The sequence below is a fragment of the Mesorhizobium sp. WSM4844 genome (genome assembly GCF_055811775.1).
Map to the genome: position 1 here is coordinate 16,076 of NZ_JBVVQB010000043.1, position 14,402 is coordinate 30,477.

Sequence of the window (14,402 nt, forward strand, 5' to 3'; positions counted from 1 at the left end):
GCATTTGGCGGCCGGACGCCAAGGGCAGGCCTGTCCTGGCAAAGCGCTGCGCAGTCTCGCGTCAGACCCCCAGGGCAGGTTTTCGGGCGGCACGCATTTGTGGCAAAGTTGCAACAGGTGCCGCCGCAAATGCTATTTTAACCATACAGGGTTGAAATTTTGCCACCTTCTCCGTCTTGGTAAAGGAGATATTGTGCGGACGGCAGCCCGGCCGGATCCGACGGAGGTTTGAAATGAATTTTTCGAAAACCGGTCTGCTGGCCGTATCGCTGGCCGCGCTCTTTGCGAGCGGCTGTTCAACGTCACGGTTCTCGCCGATGGACCAGCAGCCGGCGCCGCTGGAAGCCGCGCCCTCCGGCAAGGTGACCGCAAACCAGCTGCCGCCGCCGGCGTCGCCTGGCACCGCCGACCCGTCGAAATTTCCGACGGCGCCGCAAGGCACGCCCCAGGTCGCCTCGCTTCCGCCGGACGGAACGGCTCCGGCGGGAGCCCCGGATCTTACCGCAAGCAGTGTCGCCGGCGTGTGGAAGGCCAGCGTGTCCGGCCAGAGCTGCCAGGTGGCGACGCCGCAAACCAAATTCGGCTCCGGCTATCGGGCTGGACCGCTGCATTGCCCGGCACCGATCGACGGCATCAAATCCTGGAACGTCGCCGGCAAGCAGTTGACGCTGTACGACGCGAATGGCGGCACGCTGGCACGGCTCTATTCCTCGGGCGGAGAGAAATTCGACGGCCAGACTTCCAACGGCCTGCCGATCTCGCTTACAAGAGGCTGACCCGCCCGCCCCTATTGTTCTTACGCGATTCCGGGCCGAAAACCGCGACACGCTTTTCCCGGAATTGCTCTCTTTTGTTTTTACGCAATTTCGGACAGAAAACCGCTACACATTTTTCTTGGAATTGCTCCGGAACGACGTGATCGATGCATCTGCGCGACGGCCTTCAGACCCATGCGACCGTCCGGCAGCGCTACGACCATCTGGTTGTGTCAGGCCTGATCGACCGCGATCGGGCGCAGGAGCGGGTCGTTGCGGCACTCGACCGGCTGATCGACGAGATTTCGGCAAAACGGCTGGCGCACAAATCGAGCGCGCTGGGCTGGCTGTTCGCTCGCAAGCGCGAGACGCGCGAGGCCGTCAAGGGCCTCTATATCCACGGCGGCGTCGGCCGCGGCAAGACCATGCTGATGGACATGTTCTTCGAGCTGGTGCCGGTCCGGCGCAAGCGCCGTGTGCATTTCAACGATTTTATGGCCGATGTGCAGGACCGCATCCAGAAGCACCGGCAGGCGCGTAAAGAGGGCACCGTCAGGGAAGACGACCCGATCGCGCCGGTGGCCCGCGCGTTGGCCGAGGAAGCCTGGGTGCTGTGCTTCGACGAGTTTTCCGTCACCGACATCGCCGACGCGATGATCCTGTCGCGGCTGTTCTCGGCGCTGTTTGCCAACGGCGTCGTGCTGGTCGCCACGTCCAATGTCGCGCCGCAGGATCTCTACGGCGACGGCTTGAACCGCAAGCTTTTCCTGCCCTTCATCGGCATCCTGGAGCGGCATGCGCAGGTGATTGCCCTCGATGCCGACAAGGACTATCGGCTGGACAAGCTCAGCCGCCTGCCGGTCTATGTCACCCCTGCCGATGCCGCCGCCGATGCTGTCCTCGACGAGGCCTGGGAAGTGATGACGCATGGCAGGCCGACGCAGGCAGCGGCCCTGACGGTAAAGGGCCGGCAGGTCGTCGTGCCGCGCGCCGCCGGCGAAGCGGCGCGGTTTTCCTTTGCCGATCTCTGCGAAAACCCGCTCGGTGCCCGCGATTTCCTGGCGATTGCCGGCCGCTTCTCGACCGTCTTCATCGATCATGTGCCGGTGCTTGGCGAAGGCATGCGCAACGAGGCAAAGCGCTTCATCCTGCTGATCGACACGCTCTACGACCATCGTGTGCGGCTGGTGGTGAGCGCCGCCGCGCCGCCAGCGAAGCTTTATACGGCCAAGCGCGGCAACGAGGTCTTCGAGTTCGAGCGCACCGCGTCGCGGCTGATCGAGATGCAGAGCCACAAATGGCTGGAAGACTGGATGGAGAGGCAGAAGGCGACGCTGACCGAAGCGCAGCAGGCTCGAGCCTGAAGATAGTCTCCGGAAGGTCGCGATCCTTCGCGCCCTCTCTGTCCCGCCGGCAATGGCCATGAGGCGAAATAATCCAGCCTGACCGGTTCATCGAACACATCTTCGGCGACCCGCATCACAAGCGCGTCATCGCCGGGAAACAGCCTTCTTATTTCCATCTTCATTGCGTAATTCTCCCAAGTCGGCTTACGAACTTTGACGTTTACGTAAATCCCATCTCATCTAACCGATTGAAAAATCTCACTCCAAAATAATCGTTTGAATATTCTATGCGCCGGGGCTATTGGGTGCGGCGAAATCTTTGCGGCTTCCCCGCTGCATTCCGGCCTCCTTCCTCGACGCCGTCATCCAATTCGTTAAGGGATTTGGGCGCCGTCACAGTCTAAAGGGAAAACATCCTGACATGGCACGCAACAAGATAGCGCTCATCGGCTCGGGCATGATCGGCGGCACGCTCGCCCACATGATCGGCCTCAAGGACCTCGGCGATGTTGTGCTGTTCGATATCGCCGAGGGCATCCCGCAAGGCAAAGGGCTGGATATCGCGCAGTCGTCGCCGGTCGATGGATTCGATTCCAGGCTGACCGGCGTCAATGATTATGCCGGCATCGAGGGTGCCGACGTCTGCATCGTCACCGCCGGTGTGCCGCGCAAGCCCGGCATGAGCCGCGACGACCTTCTCGGCATCAATCTGAAGGTCATGGAGCAGGTTGGCGCGGGTCTCAAGAAATACGCGCCGAAAGCCTTCGTCATCTGCATCACCAACCCGCTCGACGCCATGGTCTGGGCGCTGCAGAAGTTTTCCGGCCTGCCGAAGAGCCATGTCGTCGGCATGGCCGGCGTGCTCGACAGTTCGCGCTTTCGCTATTTCCTGGCCGAAGAATTCAAGGTGTCGGTCGAGGATGTCACCGCCTTCGTGCTCGGCGGCCATGGCGATTCCATGGTGCCGATGATCCGCTATTCGACGGTCGCCGGCATCCCGCTGCCCGACCTCATCAAGATGGGCTGGACCTCGAAGGAAAAGCTCGACCAGATCGTGCAGCGCACCCGCGACGGCGGCGCCGAGATCGTCGGCCTGCTCAAGACCGGCTCGGCCTTCTACGCACCGGCCGCCTCGGCGATCGCCATGGCCGAAGCCTATCTCAAGGACAAGAAGCGCGTGCTGCCCTGTGCTGCGCATCTCTCCGGCCAGTATGGTGTCAAGAACACCTATGTCGGCGTGCCGGTGGTGATCGGCGCCGGCGGTGTCGAGCGCGTCATCGAGATCGAGCTCGGCAAGGCCGAGCAGAAGATGTTCGACAATTCGGTGGCGGCGGTGCAGGGCCTGTGCGAGGCTTGCGTCAAGATCGCTCCGCAACTCGCCGCCAAATGATCCGCCGCCAAGTGACCCGCCAGTAAAGTGATCTGGAGACAACGCGCATGAACATCCATGAATATCAGGGCAAGGCGCTGCTGAAGGGCTTTGGCGCACCGGTGGCCGAAGGCGTGCCGGTGTTTAGGGCAAGCGAGGCGGAAGCCGCCGCCAAGGCACTGCCCGGCCCGCTCTATGTGGTGAAAAGCCAGATCCATGCCGGCGGCCGCGGCAAGGGCAAGTTCAGGGAGCTTGGCCCCGACGCCAAGGGCGGCGTCAGGCTGGCGAAATCGGTGGCCGAAGTGGTCGCCAACGCCAAGGAAATGCTTGGCCACACGCTGGTCACCAAGCAGACCGGCCCGGCGGGCAAGCAGGTCAACCGCCTCTACATCGAGGACGGCGCCGACATCGAGCGCGAGCTCTATCTGTCGCTGCTGGTCGATCGCACCGTCGGCCGCATCGCTTTCGTCGTTTCGACCGAGGGCGGCATGGATATCGAGGCGGTCGCCCACGACACGCCGGAAAAGATCATCACCGTCGCCATCGACCCGGAAAAAGGCATAACGGCGGATGATTTGAAAGAACTCAACGGCGCGCTGAAGCTCGACGGCGACGCCGCCAAGGACGGCGAGACGTTGTTCCCGATCCTCTACAAAGCCTTCGTCGAGAAGGACATGAGCCTGCTCGAAGTCAACCCGCTGATCGTCATGAAGAATGGCCGGTTGCGCGTGCTCGATGCAAAAGTGTCGTTCGACAACAACGCGCTGTTCCGCCATCCCGACGTGATGGAGCTGCGCGACATCACCGAAGAGGACGAGAAGGAGATCGAGGCGTCGAAATACGACCTCGCCTATGTCGCGCTCGACGGCAATATCGGCTGCATGGTCAATGGCGCCGGCCTTGCCATGGCGACGATGGATATCATCAAGCTCTATGGCGCCGAGCCCGCCAACTTCCTCGATGTCGGCGGCGGTGCGTCGAAGGAGAAGGTGACGGCGGCGTTCAAGATCATCACCAAGGATCCGGCGGTCAAAGGCATCCTGATCAACATCTTTGGCGGCATCATGAAGTGCGACATCATTGCCGAGGGCGTTATCGCGGCGGTCAAGGAAGTCGGCCTGCAAGTGCCGCTGGTGGTGCGGCTGGAAGGCACCAATGCCGAGCTCGGCAAGAAGATCATCAACGACAGCGGGCTCAACGTCGTCTCGGCCGATGACCTCGACGACGCGGCCAAGAAAATCGTGGCGGCGGTGAAGGGCTGAAGGGCAGTCGATGATCTCGACCCGACTTCTGTGTGCAATTGGACTCGGCTGCTTCGCCATGCCGGCGCACGCGGAAGAGATTACGGATGCAATGGTGCTCTATAAAAACATCTGTATCGCATCAAACGGCGATTTGACCAAAGCGGAGCAATTGACGACGGAGAATGGATTTTCGATCGATTCTGACGACTATGGCAGGAAGACTTTCGACCGAACGACTGGAACTCTCCTAGCGCCGTTTGTCATACTCCAGTCGGCCGGATCTAATGGGAATGAGTCTTTGCTCGATATCTGTGCGATCTTCGGAACTACGATTCGAATGGCAGAGTTTGATGACTACGCTCGCTCGCGGGCTTTGATCGAGGTGCCAAAGGAGGAGGTTCTTGGCGATCTAGCGGACCAAAACTATGTCCGGATTTACGCAAACAAGGAGTGCCAGGCTGCTGGGGACGGCAGCGCCGCATGCCTTGTTATCGGGACCATCTGCGACAAGCCGGTAGGCGAAAAGTTCACAGGCGTTTTCCGTTTTGGAACCCCTCGGCCTCGAGTGGGGAATCCTCTATGACCTTACCTCCATCCACAAGCGTGAAGGGCTGATCTGGTGCCTCCGCACAAGATAAACCTCGTCGAGGCGGCGGATCAGAAGATCAAAAAGGTCTTCGATCCGCATATCGCCGGCGACGTGAACGACGCCCAGGTCAAGATCGCCAAGTTCGGCGATGTCTTCGACTGGCACGCGCATGACAACGAGGACGAAGCGTTCCTGGTGCTGCGTGGCCGCATCGCCATCGATTTTCGCGACGGCACGGTGGAGCTTGGCAGCGGCGAGTTCATCGTCGTGCCGCGGTCCGTCGAGCACCGGCCGCGCTCGCTGAGCGAGGAGCCGGTGGTGTTGATGTTCGAACCGGCGACGACGCTCAACACCGGCAATGCCAAGAGCGACCTCACCGTCGCCGATCTCAAGCGGCTCTGACCTGACGATGACCGCGCAGCCTTCCTCCATCAACGGTTTGTAAAAAGGACCACCATGTCCATTCTCGTCGACAAGAACACCAAGGTGCTCGTGCAGGGCCTGACCGGCAAGACCGGCACGTTCCATACCGAACAGGCGCTGGCCTATCACGGGACAAAAATGGTCGGCGGCATCCACCCCAAGAAGGGTGGCGAGACGTGGACCGGCGCCGCGGGCGAGAGCTTGCCGATCTTTTCCACCGTCGCTGAAGGCAAGGCGAAGACCGGCGCCAATGCATCTGTCGTCTATGTGCCGCCGGCAGGCGCCGCCGAGGCGATCGTGGAAGCGATCGAAGCCGAAATCCCGCTGATCATCTGCATCACTGAGGGCATCCCGGTGATCGACATGATCAAGGTCAAGGCGCGGCTCGACCGCTCGACATCGCGGCTGATCGGTCCCAACTGCCCCGGCGTCCTGACCCCCAACGAATGCAAGATCGGCATCATGCCCGGCAACATCTTCCGCAAGGGCTCGGTCGGCGTTGTTTCCCGCTCGGGAACGCTTACCTATGAGGCAGTGTTCCAGACCACCAATGTCGGTCTCGGCCAGACCACCGCCGTCGGCATCGGTGGCGACCCCGTCAAAGGCACGGAGTTCATCGACGTGCTGGAGATGTTCCTCGCCGACGACGAGACACAGTCGATCATCATGATCGGCGAGATCGGCGGCTCGGCCGAGGAAGACGCCGCGCAGTTCCTCAAGGACGAAGCCAAGCGTGGCCGCAAGAAGCCGATGGCCGGTTTCATCGCCGGGCGCACGGCCCCGGCCGGCCGCACCATGGGCCACGCAGGCGCGGTGATTTCCGGCGGCAAGGGCGGCGCCGAGGACAAGATCGCGGCGATGGAATCGGCCGGAATAAAGGTTTCGCCGTCGCCGGCTCGGCTCGGCACGACGCTGGTCGAAGCGATAAAAGGTTAAGGCAGTAAGGGAGTAGGGCCCTACTCCCTTCCAAAACAGGAGACGGAGCCAGGCTCCGCGGAAAAAATGGCAAGACAAGATCAGGCCAACGACCAATTTTCGCTTACCTCTTTCCTCTATGGCGGCAATGCCGACTACATCGACGCGCTCTACGCCACCTATGAGGACGATCCCGCTTCGGTCGACCCCGAATGGCAGGATTTCTTCGCGGCGCTGAAGGACGACGCCGGCGATGTCCGCAAGAATGCCAAGGGCGCCTCATGGGCCAAGCCCTCGTGGCCGCTGCAGGCCAATGGCGAACTGGTCTCGGCGCTCGACGGCGATTGGGGCATCGTCGAGAAGCACATCGAGAAGAAGGTCCAGAACAAGGCGGTGATGAACGGGGTTACCCTGTCCGACGCCGACGTCCATCAGGCGACGCGCGATTCCGTGCGCGCCATCATGATGATCCGCGCCTACCGCATGCGTGGCCATTTGCACGCCAATCTCGACCCGCTCGGCATCGCCAAGCTCGAGGATTACAACGAGCTGTCGCCGGAAAACTACGGCTTCACATCAGCCGACTACGACCGCCCGATCTTCCTCGACAATGTGCTCGGGCTCGAATTCGGCACCATCCGGCAGATGCTCGACATCCTGACCCGCACCTATTGCTCGACGCTCGGCGTCGAGTTCATGCATATTTCCGATCCCGAGGAGAAGGCCTGGATCCAGGCGCGCATCGAGGGCACCGACAAGGAGATCTCCTTCACCGCCGCCGGCAAGAAGGCGATCCTGCAGAAGCTGGTCGAGGCGGAAGGCTTCGAGCAGTTCATCGACGTCAAGTACAAGGGCACCAAGCGCTTCGGCCTCGACGGCGCCGAGGCGCTGATCCCGGCGCTGGAGCAGATCGTCAAGCGCGGCGGCCAGCTCGGCATGAAGGAGATCGTGCTCGGCATGGCGCATCGCGGCCGGCTGAACGTGCTCTCCCAGGTGATGGCCAAGCCGCACCGCGCCATCTTCCACGAGTTCAAGGGCGGCTCGGCCGCGCCCGACGAGGTCGAGGGCTCGGGCGATGTGAAGTACCATCTCGGTGCTTCGTCGGACCGCGAGTTCGACGGCAACAAGGTGCACCTGTCGCTGACCGCCAATCCATCGCACCTGGAAATCGTCGATCCGGTGGTGATGGGCAAGGCGCGGGCCAAGCAGGACTCTCTGTTCGGCCGCAGCCGCGAAGAGATCGTGCCGCTGGAAGAGCGCGCCAAGGTGCTGCCGCTGCTCCTGCATGGCGACGCCGCCTTTGCCGGCCAGGGCGTGATTGCCGAAATCCTCGGCTTGTCCGGCTTGCGCGGCCACCGCGTCGCCGGCACGCTGCACTTCATCATCAACAACCAGATCGGCTTCACCACCAACCCGCGCTTTTCGCGCTCGTCGCCCTATCCGTCGGATGTCGCCAAGATGATCGAGGCGCCGATCTTCCACGTCAATGGCGACGATCCGGAAGCCGTGGTCCATGCCACCAAGGTGGCGATCGAATTCCGCATGAGGTTCCACAAGCCTGTCGTGGTCGACATGTTCTGCTACCGCCGCTTCGGCCACAATGAGGGCGACGAACCGGCCTTCACCCAGCCGATCATGTATCGCAACATCCGCAACCATAAGACGACGGTGCAGATCTATGCCGACCGGCTAATCGCCGAAGGCCATATCAGCCAGGCCGAATTCGACAAGCTGAAGGCCGACTGGCGGGCACATCTCGAGCAGGAATTCGAGGTCGGCCAGCACTATAAGCCCAACAAGGCCGACTGGCTGGATGGCGCCTGGTCGGGCCTGCGCACAGCCGACAACCAGGACGAACAGCGGCGCGGCAAGACCGCCGTGCCGGTCAAGACGCTGAAGGAAATCGGCAAGAAGCTGACCGAGGTGCCGAAGGAATTCGAGGCGCACAGGACGATCATGCGGTTTCTCGAGAACCGCCGCCAAGCGATCGAGTCGGGCGAAGGCATCGACTGGTCGACGGCCGAGGCGCTGGCCTTCGGCGCCATCCTGCTCGACGGCAATCCGGTCCGGCTGTCTGGACAGGATTCGGAGCGCGGCACGTTCTCACAACGCCACTCCGTGCTCTACGACCAGCGCGACGAGACACGCTACATCCCGCTCAACAATCTGTCGGCGGCGCAGGCCGGTTTCGAGGTCATCAACTCGATGCTGTCGGAAGAGGCCGTGCTCGGCTTCGAATATGGCTACAGCCTGGCCGAGCCGAAGGCGCTGACGCTTTGGGAAGCGCAGTTCGGCGATTTCGCCAACGGCGCCCAGGTGGTGTTCGACCAGTTCATCTCGTCGGGCGAGCGCAAGTGGCTCAGAATGTCGGGCCTCGTCTGCCTGTTGCCGCATGGCTATGAAGGCCAGGGGCCGGAACATTCGTCGGCCAGGCTCGAGCGCTTCCTGCAGCTTTGCGCCGAAGACAACATGCAAGTGGCCTATTGCACGACGCCGGCCAACTACTTCCACATCCTGCGCCGGCAGTTGAAGCGGGATTTCCGCAAGCCGCTGATCCTGATGACGCCGAAGTCGCTGCTGCGCCACAAGCGGGCGGTGTCTACGCTGCCGGAGATGTCGGGCGAAAGCGCATTCCACCGGCTGTTGTGGGACGATGCCCAGCAGCTCCCCGGCCAGGCGATCAAGCTCACCAAGGATTCGAAGATCCGCCGCGTCGTGCTCTGCTCGGGCAAGGTCTATTACGACCTCTACGAGGAGCGCGAGAAGCGCGGCATCAACGACATCTATCTGCTGCGCGTCGAACAGCTCTATCCGTTCCCGGCCAAGGCGCTGATCACCGAACTGTCACGCTTCCGCAACGCCGAGATGGTGTGGTGCCAGGAGGAGCCCAAGAACATGGGCGCCTGGTCGTTCATCGATCCCTATCTGGAATGGGTGCTGGCGCACATCGACGCCAAGCACCAGCGGGTGCGCTATACCGGCCGGCCGGCCGCCGCGTCGCCGGCGACCGGGCTGATGTCGAAGCATCTCGCCCAGCTTGCCGCCTTGCTCGAAGACGCGCTCGGTGAATAGAACAGAGTTCGGCGAATAGAACAGAACCGACAGAAAACGGACAGGCACAATGGCTACCGAAATCCGCGTCCCCACTCTTGGCGAATCCGTCACCGAGGCGACCATCGGCAAATGGTTCAAGAAGGTGGGCGACGCGATCGCCACCGACGAGCCGCTGGTCGAACTCGAAACCGACAAGGTCACGGTCGAAGTGCCGGCCGCGGCCGCAGGAACGCTCAGCGAGATCGCCGTCAAGGAAGGCGAGACGGTCGAAGTCGGTGCTTTGCTCGGCATGATTTCGGCGGGCAATGGGGCAAAGGCGGCAGCACCCGAACCCGCGAAGGCGTCAACATCCGAACCGAAGCAGGACGCGGTATCGCAGGCCTCGGCGCCGACCGCCGCAGCCACCGTCAAGCAAGCCGCGGCCGAGACCGCCAAGATCGCCGGCGATGCCGGGCCGATCGAGGCACGCGCGATGCCGCCGGCGCCAGCGGCGGCGAAGCTGCTGGCCGAAAGCAATCTCGCGGTCGACCAGATCTCGGGTTCCGGCAAGCGCGGCCAGGTGCTCAAGGGCGACGTGCTCGACGCGATCGCCAGGGGCGCTCCGTCGCAGCCTTCCGAGACGCCGAAGGCCCCTGCACCGGTCGCCGCCCGTGCGCCGTCCTCGGCCGACGACGCGTCGCGCGAAGAGCGGGTGCGCATGACCAAGCTGCGGCAGACCATCGCCCGCCGCCTCAAGGAAGCGCAGTCGACCGCCGCCATGCTGACCACCTTCAACGAGGTGGACATGAGCGCGGTGATGGCGCTCAGAACCAAATACAAGGACGTGTTCGAGAAGAAGCACGGCGTGAAGCTGGGCTTCATGGGCTTCTTCACCAAGGCCGTCACCCACGCGCTGAAGGAAATCCCTTCCGTCAATGCCGAGATCGACGGCACCGACATCATCTTCAAGAACTACGCCCATATCGGCGTCGCCGTCGGCACCGAAAAAGGCCTCGTTGTGCCTGTCGTGCGCGATGCCGACCAGATGGGAATAGCCGAGATCGAGAAGGAGATCGGCCGGCTGGGCATTGCTGCGCGTGACGGCAAGCTTTCCGTGGCGGATATGCAGGGAGGCACGTTCACCATCTCGAATGGCGGCGTTTACGGCTCGCTGATGTCGACGCCGATCCTCAATGCGCCGCAGTCGGGCATCCTGGGCATGCACAAGATCCAGGAGCGGCCGGTGGTGGTCGGCGGCCAGATCGTGATCCGGCCGATGATGTATCTGGCGCTCTCCTACGATCACCGCATCGTCGACGGCAAGGAAGCGGTGACCTTCCTGGTGCGGGTCAAGGAAAGCCTGGAGGATCCGGAACGGCTGGTGCTCGATCTCTAGGCCCGGTCGAGGTGAGCCGGAGAATGGATCTGCGCCACCGAATGAGTTCCTCTCGTTTGCGTTCCGGAATGTTTTTCACGCTGTGCGCGGCCGGTGTTGCGCAGACGGGATCGGCAGCCTTTGCCGCATGCCCGTTCGAACTCGCCGTCTATGGCGATGCCGAGAGCGCGGCCGAGATCGATTTCAGGCCGACAGGGGGATCGGCTGTCGTCACCAACACCTTCAAGATGGTGCTCGACAACGATGTCGTGCTCGACGGCATCGTCATGTGGACGCAAGGCGTGGCGCGGCCGCATGGTTCGCTGATGTACAAATGCCCGACAGGTGACGTCACCGGCGACGAGCTCGCCGCCTGCACGCTGTGGGAGGGGGTCGTCTACAGTGCGGATGACAAGGGCAACGTCGCTCTGCTGCCGGCCGAAGGCGTCGATGCGCCGAAGACCCTGATCTTTCCCGACCTCGGACCGTCGCTGCAGAGGTCGACCGCCTATGGCGCCAACGGGTTTTCAAAGGTGCCGTGGGACGTTTTTTCGCTGAAGGGCTGTCAGGAATGAGCGCGGCCAAAAAAGTGCTGCTGGTGACCGGCGGCGGCCGCGGCATCGGCGCTGCCACATCCAGGCTTGCCGTCACGGCTGGATACCGTGTTGCGATCAACTACGCATCGAACGAGGCTGCTGCCACGGCGCTTGTCGAGGCAATCGAACAGGCCGGCGGCGAAGCGCTGGCCATCAAGGGCGACGTTGGCAGCGAGGCCGATATCCAGGCGATGTTCGAGAGGATCGATCATGTCTTCGGGCCGCTCGATGCGCTCGTCAACAACGCTGGCGTGGTCGACCAGAGGGCGCGTGTCGACGAAATGAGCGGAGCACGGCTGGAGCGCATGATGCGCATCAACGTCATTGGCCCCATGCTCTGTGCCCGCGAAGCGGTGAAGCGCATGTCGACCAGCCATGGCGGCAACGGCGGCGCCATCGTCAATGTCTCCTCGATTGCAGCGAGAATTGGCGGGCCGGGCGAATATGTCGACTACGCTGCCTCGAAGGGCGCGATCGATTCCTTCACAATCGGCCTGGCGCGCGAGGTGGCCGGCGAAGGCATTCGCGTCAACGCGGTCAGTCCAGGGATTGTCGATACCGAAATTCATGCCTCCGGCGGACAGCCGGATCGCGTCGAGAGGATGCGTCACGGCGTGCCGATGCAAAGGGCGGGAACCGCCGAAGAGGTCGCCGCGGCAATTCTCTGGCTCCTGTCGGACGGGGCGTCCTATACGACAGGCGCGAATTTGGAAGTGGGCGGCGGCCGCTAATCCCAGACAAGGCTGAGTGCAGACCAGAAGGAAAAATCATGGCTTATGACGTCGTTATCATCGGATCGGGACCAGGCGGCTATGTCTGCGCCGTCAAGGCGGCACAGCTCGGCCTGAAGACGGCGGTGGTCGAGAAGAACCCGACCTTCGGCGGCACCTGCCTCAATATCGGCTGCATCCCGTCCAAGGCGCTGCTGCATGCCTCCGAGATATTTTCTGAGGCCGGTCATTCCTTCGACACGCTGGGCGTCGAAATCGGCGCGCCGAAGCTCAATCTGGAAAAGATGATGGCGCACAAGGACGCGACAGTGGCGTCCAACGTCAACGGCGTCGCCTTCCTGTTCAAAAAGAACAAGATCGACAGCTTTCGCGGCACCGGCAAGGTCCTGTCCGCCGGAAAAGTGTCGGTGACCGGCGAGGACGGCAAGGTCGAGGAGATCGAGACCAGGAACATCGTCATCGCCACCGGCTCCGATGTCACCGGCATCCCGGGCGTCAAGGTCGAATTTGACGAGAAAGTGATCATGTCGTCGACCGGCGCGCTGTCGCTGGACAAGGTGCCGGGTCACCTGGTGGTGGTCGGCGGCGGCGTCATCGGGCTGGAGCTCGGCTCGGTATGGGCGCGGCTCGGCGCCAAGGTGACCGTCGTCGAGTTCCTCGACACCATTCTCGGCGGCATGGACGGCGAGGTCGCCAAACAGTTCCAGCGCATGCTGTCCAAGCAAGGCATAGAATTCAGGCTCGGCGCCAAGGTGACCGGTGTCGCCAAGGCCAAGAAGGGCGCCACCGTCACCTTCGAGCCGGTCAAGGGCGGCGCGGCCGAGACGATCGAGGCGGATGCGGTGCTGATCGCGACGGGACGCCGGGCCTATTCGGACAGTCTCGGGCTGAAGGAGGCCGGGGTCGAGGTCGACGAGCGCGGCCGGGTCAAGACCGACGGGCATCTCACGACCAATGTCCCCGGCATCTATGCCATCGGCGACGTCATCGCCGGGCCGATGCTCGCCCACAAGGCCGAGGACGAGGGCGTGGCGGTGGCCGAGATCATTGCCGGCCAGGCCGGCCATGTGAATTACGGCGTGATCCCGAACGTCGTCTACACCAGTCCGGAAATCGCCTCGGTGGGCAAGACAGAGGAAGAGCTGAAGGCGGCCGGCATCGACTACAAGGCCGGCAAGTTTCCGTTCAGCGCCAATGGCCGGGCGCGCGCCATGCTACACACCGACGGCTTCGTGAAGGTCCTGGCGGACAAGCAGAGCGATCGCGTGCTCGGCGTCCACATCGTCGGCTTCGGCGCCGGCGAGATGATCCACGAGGCGGCGGTGCTGATGGAGTTCGGCGGCTCGTCGGAAGATCTTGCCCGCACCTGCCACGCCCATCCGACGATGTCGGAAGCGGTGAAGGAAGCGGCACTGGCGACCTTCTTCAAGCCGATCCACATGTAGGCCTTCCCAAGGAACTCCGGCAGCCATCTGACGGCTCAAAACAAAAACGGCCCGCTTTTCAGCGGGCCGTTCGTATTTGAAGTCAGCAGCCGATCACTGCGGGGCTGGTGCGGGGGCCGGAGCAGGTGCTGGCTCTGCAGGTGCCGGAGCCGGAGCTGGCGCTGGTTCTGCTGGCGCCGGAGCGGGCGCTGGTTCTGCCGGCGCCGGGGCAGGAGCAGGCTCTGCAGGGGCCGGGGCAGGCGTTGGTTCAGCGGGCGCTGGCGCCGGGGCCGGCGTGGTTGCAGCCGGCGGTTCACCAGGCTCTGGCGCCTCACCGCTTGTTCCAAAAATATAATAAGCGACGATGGCCAGGATAACGACGACCAGGGCAATCAGCCAACCGGTGCTGCCGCCACCCGACTTGGGAGGGGGGGTCGGAGTGGTGTACGGGTCGTTTGGATTCGCCATAAAAGTGTCCTCCGTGGATGAAAAGTATCAATCAACACACATCAACGCGCAATCGTTGAACAGGTTTCACGCTAGGAATCGAAAACGCCGAAAACAGGGCATTCTTCGCCGGGAATCGTTTGTCTGCAAGCACT

Annotated in this window: 13 protein-coding genes; all 13 read left to right on the forward strand. The window is 62.8% G+C overall.

All coding sequences use genetic code 11. The features are described 5' to 3' along the window. Nucleotides 1-233 precede the first annotated feature (233 nt). The 13 genes from AC0L2A_RS26285 (at nt 234) to AC0L2A_RS26345 (ending at nt 14,177) form a co-directional block, all read left to right on the forward strand. Nucleotides 234-776, forward strand: coding sequence for a protease inhibitor Inh/omp19 family protein (locus tag AC0L2A_RS26285; protein ID WP_473585794.1), 543 nt, complete (start codon nt 234-236; stop codon nt 774-776). A gap of 146 nt (nt 777-922) precedes the next feature. Next, entirely contained in the window at nt 923-2,119 is a 1,197-nt protein-coding gene (gene zapE / locus AC0L2A_RS26290; RefSeq protein WP_473611267.1) for a cell division protein ZapE, read from the forward strand. 403 nt (nt 2,120-2,522) lie between these two features. Further along, on the forward strand, nt 2,523-3,491 hold the full coding sequence (gene mdh, locus AC0L2A_RS26295; protein ID WP_027153710.1) for a malate dehydrogenase: 969 nt from the start codon (nt 2,523-2,525) through the stop codon (nt 3,489-3,491). A 47-nt stretch (nt 3,492-3,538) separates the two neighbouring features. Beyond that, nucleotides 3,539-4,732 carry an ADP-forming succinate--CoA ligase subunit beta gene (gene sucC, locus AC0L2A_RS26300; RefSeq protein ID WP_473611268.1) on the forward strand — a complete coding sequence of 398 codons (1,194 nt, stop codon included), beginning with the start codon at nt 3,539-3,541 and terminating at the stop codon, nt 4,730-4,732. Between the two features lie 10 nt (nt 4,733-4,742). Continuing rightward, nucleotides 4,743-5,297 carry a hypothetical protein gene (locus AC0L2A_RS26305; protein ID WP_473611270.1) on the forward strand — a complete coding sequence of 185 codons (555 nt, stop codon included), beginning with the start codon at nt 4,743-4,745 and terminating at the stop codon, nt 5,295-5,297. Nucleotides 5,298-5,333: 36 nt separating this feature from the next. Beyond that, nucleotides 5,334-5,705: a cupin domain-containing protein gene (locus AC0L2A_RS26310; RefSeq protein WP_254017006.1), complete on the forward strand. Its 372-nt coding sequence runs from the start codon at nt 5,334-5,336 to the stop codon at nt 5,703-5,705. A gap of 54 nt (nt 5,706-5,759) precedes the next feature. After that, on the forward strand, nt 5,760-6,662 hold the full coding sequence (gene sucD / locus AC0L2A_RS26315; protein ID WP_473611271.1) for a succinate--CoA ligase subunit alpha: 903 nt from the start codon (nt 5,760-5,762) through the stop codon (nt 6,660-6,662). A 66-nt stretch (nt 6,663-6,728) separates the two neighbouring features. After that, entirely contained in the window at nt 6,729-9,713 is a 2,985-nt protein-coding gene (locus tag AC0L2A_RS26320) for a 2-oxoglutarate dehydrogenase E1 component (RefSeq protein ID WP_473611272.1), read from the forward strand. A 49-nt stretch (nt 9,714-9,762) separates the two neighbouring features. Then, entirely contained in the window at nt 9,763-11,070 is a 1,308-nt protein-coding gene (gene odhB, locus AC0L2A_RS26325) for a 2-oxoglutarate dehydrogenase complex dihydrolipoyllysine-residue succinyltransferase (RefSeq protein ID WP_473611273.1), read from the forward strand. Between the two features lie 68 nt (nt 11,071-11,138). Further along, nucleotides 11,139-11,624, forward strand: coding sequence for a hypothetical protein (locus AC0L2A_RS26330; RefSeq protein ID WP_473611274.1), 486 nt, complete (start codon nt 11,139-11,141; stop codon nt 11,622-11,624). Then, nucleotides 11,621-12,376: an SDR family oxidoreductase gene (locus AC0L2A_RS26335; RefSeq protein ID WP_473611276.1), complete on the forward strand. Its 756-nt coding sequence runs from the start codon at nt 11,621-11,623 to the stop codon at nt 12,374-12,376. Before AC0L2A_RS26330 ends, AC0L2A_RS26335 begins: the two co-directional genes overlap by 4 nt. A 38-nt stretch (nt 12,377-12,414) precedes the next feature. Beyond that, complete coding sequence (lpdA, locus tag AC0L2A_RS26340; protein WP_473611277.1) at nt 12,415-13,821, forward strand: dihydrolipoyl dehydrogenase; 1,407 nt, start codon at nt 12,415-12,417, stop codon at nt 13,819-13,821. A 125-nt stretch (nt 13,822-13,946) separates the two neighbouring features. Then, entirely contained in the window at nt 13,947-14,177 is a 231-nt protein-coding gene (locus AC0L2A_RS26345; protein ID WP_473611278.1) for a hypothetical protein, read from the forward strand. The last annotated feature ends 225 nt before the right edge of the window (nt 14,178-14,402 follow it).

Excerpts from the sequence above, each read along its gene's own strand:
- mdh (WP_027153710.1), top strand. The coding sequence starts at position 2,523 with ATGGCACGCAACAAGATAGCGCTCATCGGCTCGGGCATGATCGGCGGC.
- lpdA (WP_473611277.1), top strand. The coding sequence starts at position 12,415 with ATGGCTTATGACGTCGTTATCATCGGATCGGGACCAGGCGGCTATGTC.
- AC0L2A_RS26285 (WP_473585794.1), top strand. The coding sequence starts at position 234 with ATGAATTTTTCGAAAACCGGTCTGCTGGCCGTATCGCTGGCCGCGCTC.
- odhB (WP_473611273.1), top strand. The coding sequence starts at position 9,763 with ATGGCTACCGAAATCCGCGTCCCCACTCTTGGCGAATCCGTCACCGAG.
- sucC (WP_473611268.1), top strand. The coding sequence starts at position 3,539 with ATGAACATCCATGAATATCAGGGCAAGGCGCTGCTGAAGGGCTTTGGC.
- AC0L2A_RS26305 (WP_473611270.1), top strand. The coding sequence starts at position 4,743 with ATGATCTCGACCCGACTTCTGTGTGCAATTGGACTCGGCTGCTTCGCC.
- AC0L2A_RS26330 (WP_473611274.1), top strand. The coding sequence starts at position 11,139 with ATGTTTTTCACGCTGTGCGCGGCCGGTGTTGCGCAGACGGGATCGGCA.
- AC0L2A_RS26320 (WP_473611272.1), top strand. The coding sequence starts at position 6,729 with ATGGCAAGACAAGATCAGGCCAACGACCAATTTTCGCTTACCTCTTTC.
- sucD (WP_473611271.1), top strand. The coding sequence starts at position 5,760 with ATGTCCATTCTCGTCGACAAGAACACCAAGGTGCTCGTGCAGGGCCTG.
- AC0L2A_RS26335 (WP_473611276.1), top strand. The coding sequence starts at position 11,621 with ATGAGCGCGGCCAAAAAAGTGCTGCTGGTGACCGGCGGCGGCCGCGGC.
- zapE (WP_473611267.1), top strand. The coding sequence starts at position 923 with ATGCATCTGCGCGACGGCCTTCAGACCCATGCGACCGTCCGGCAGCGC.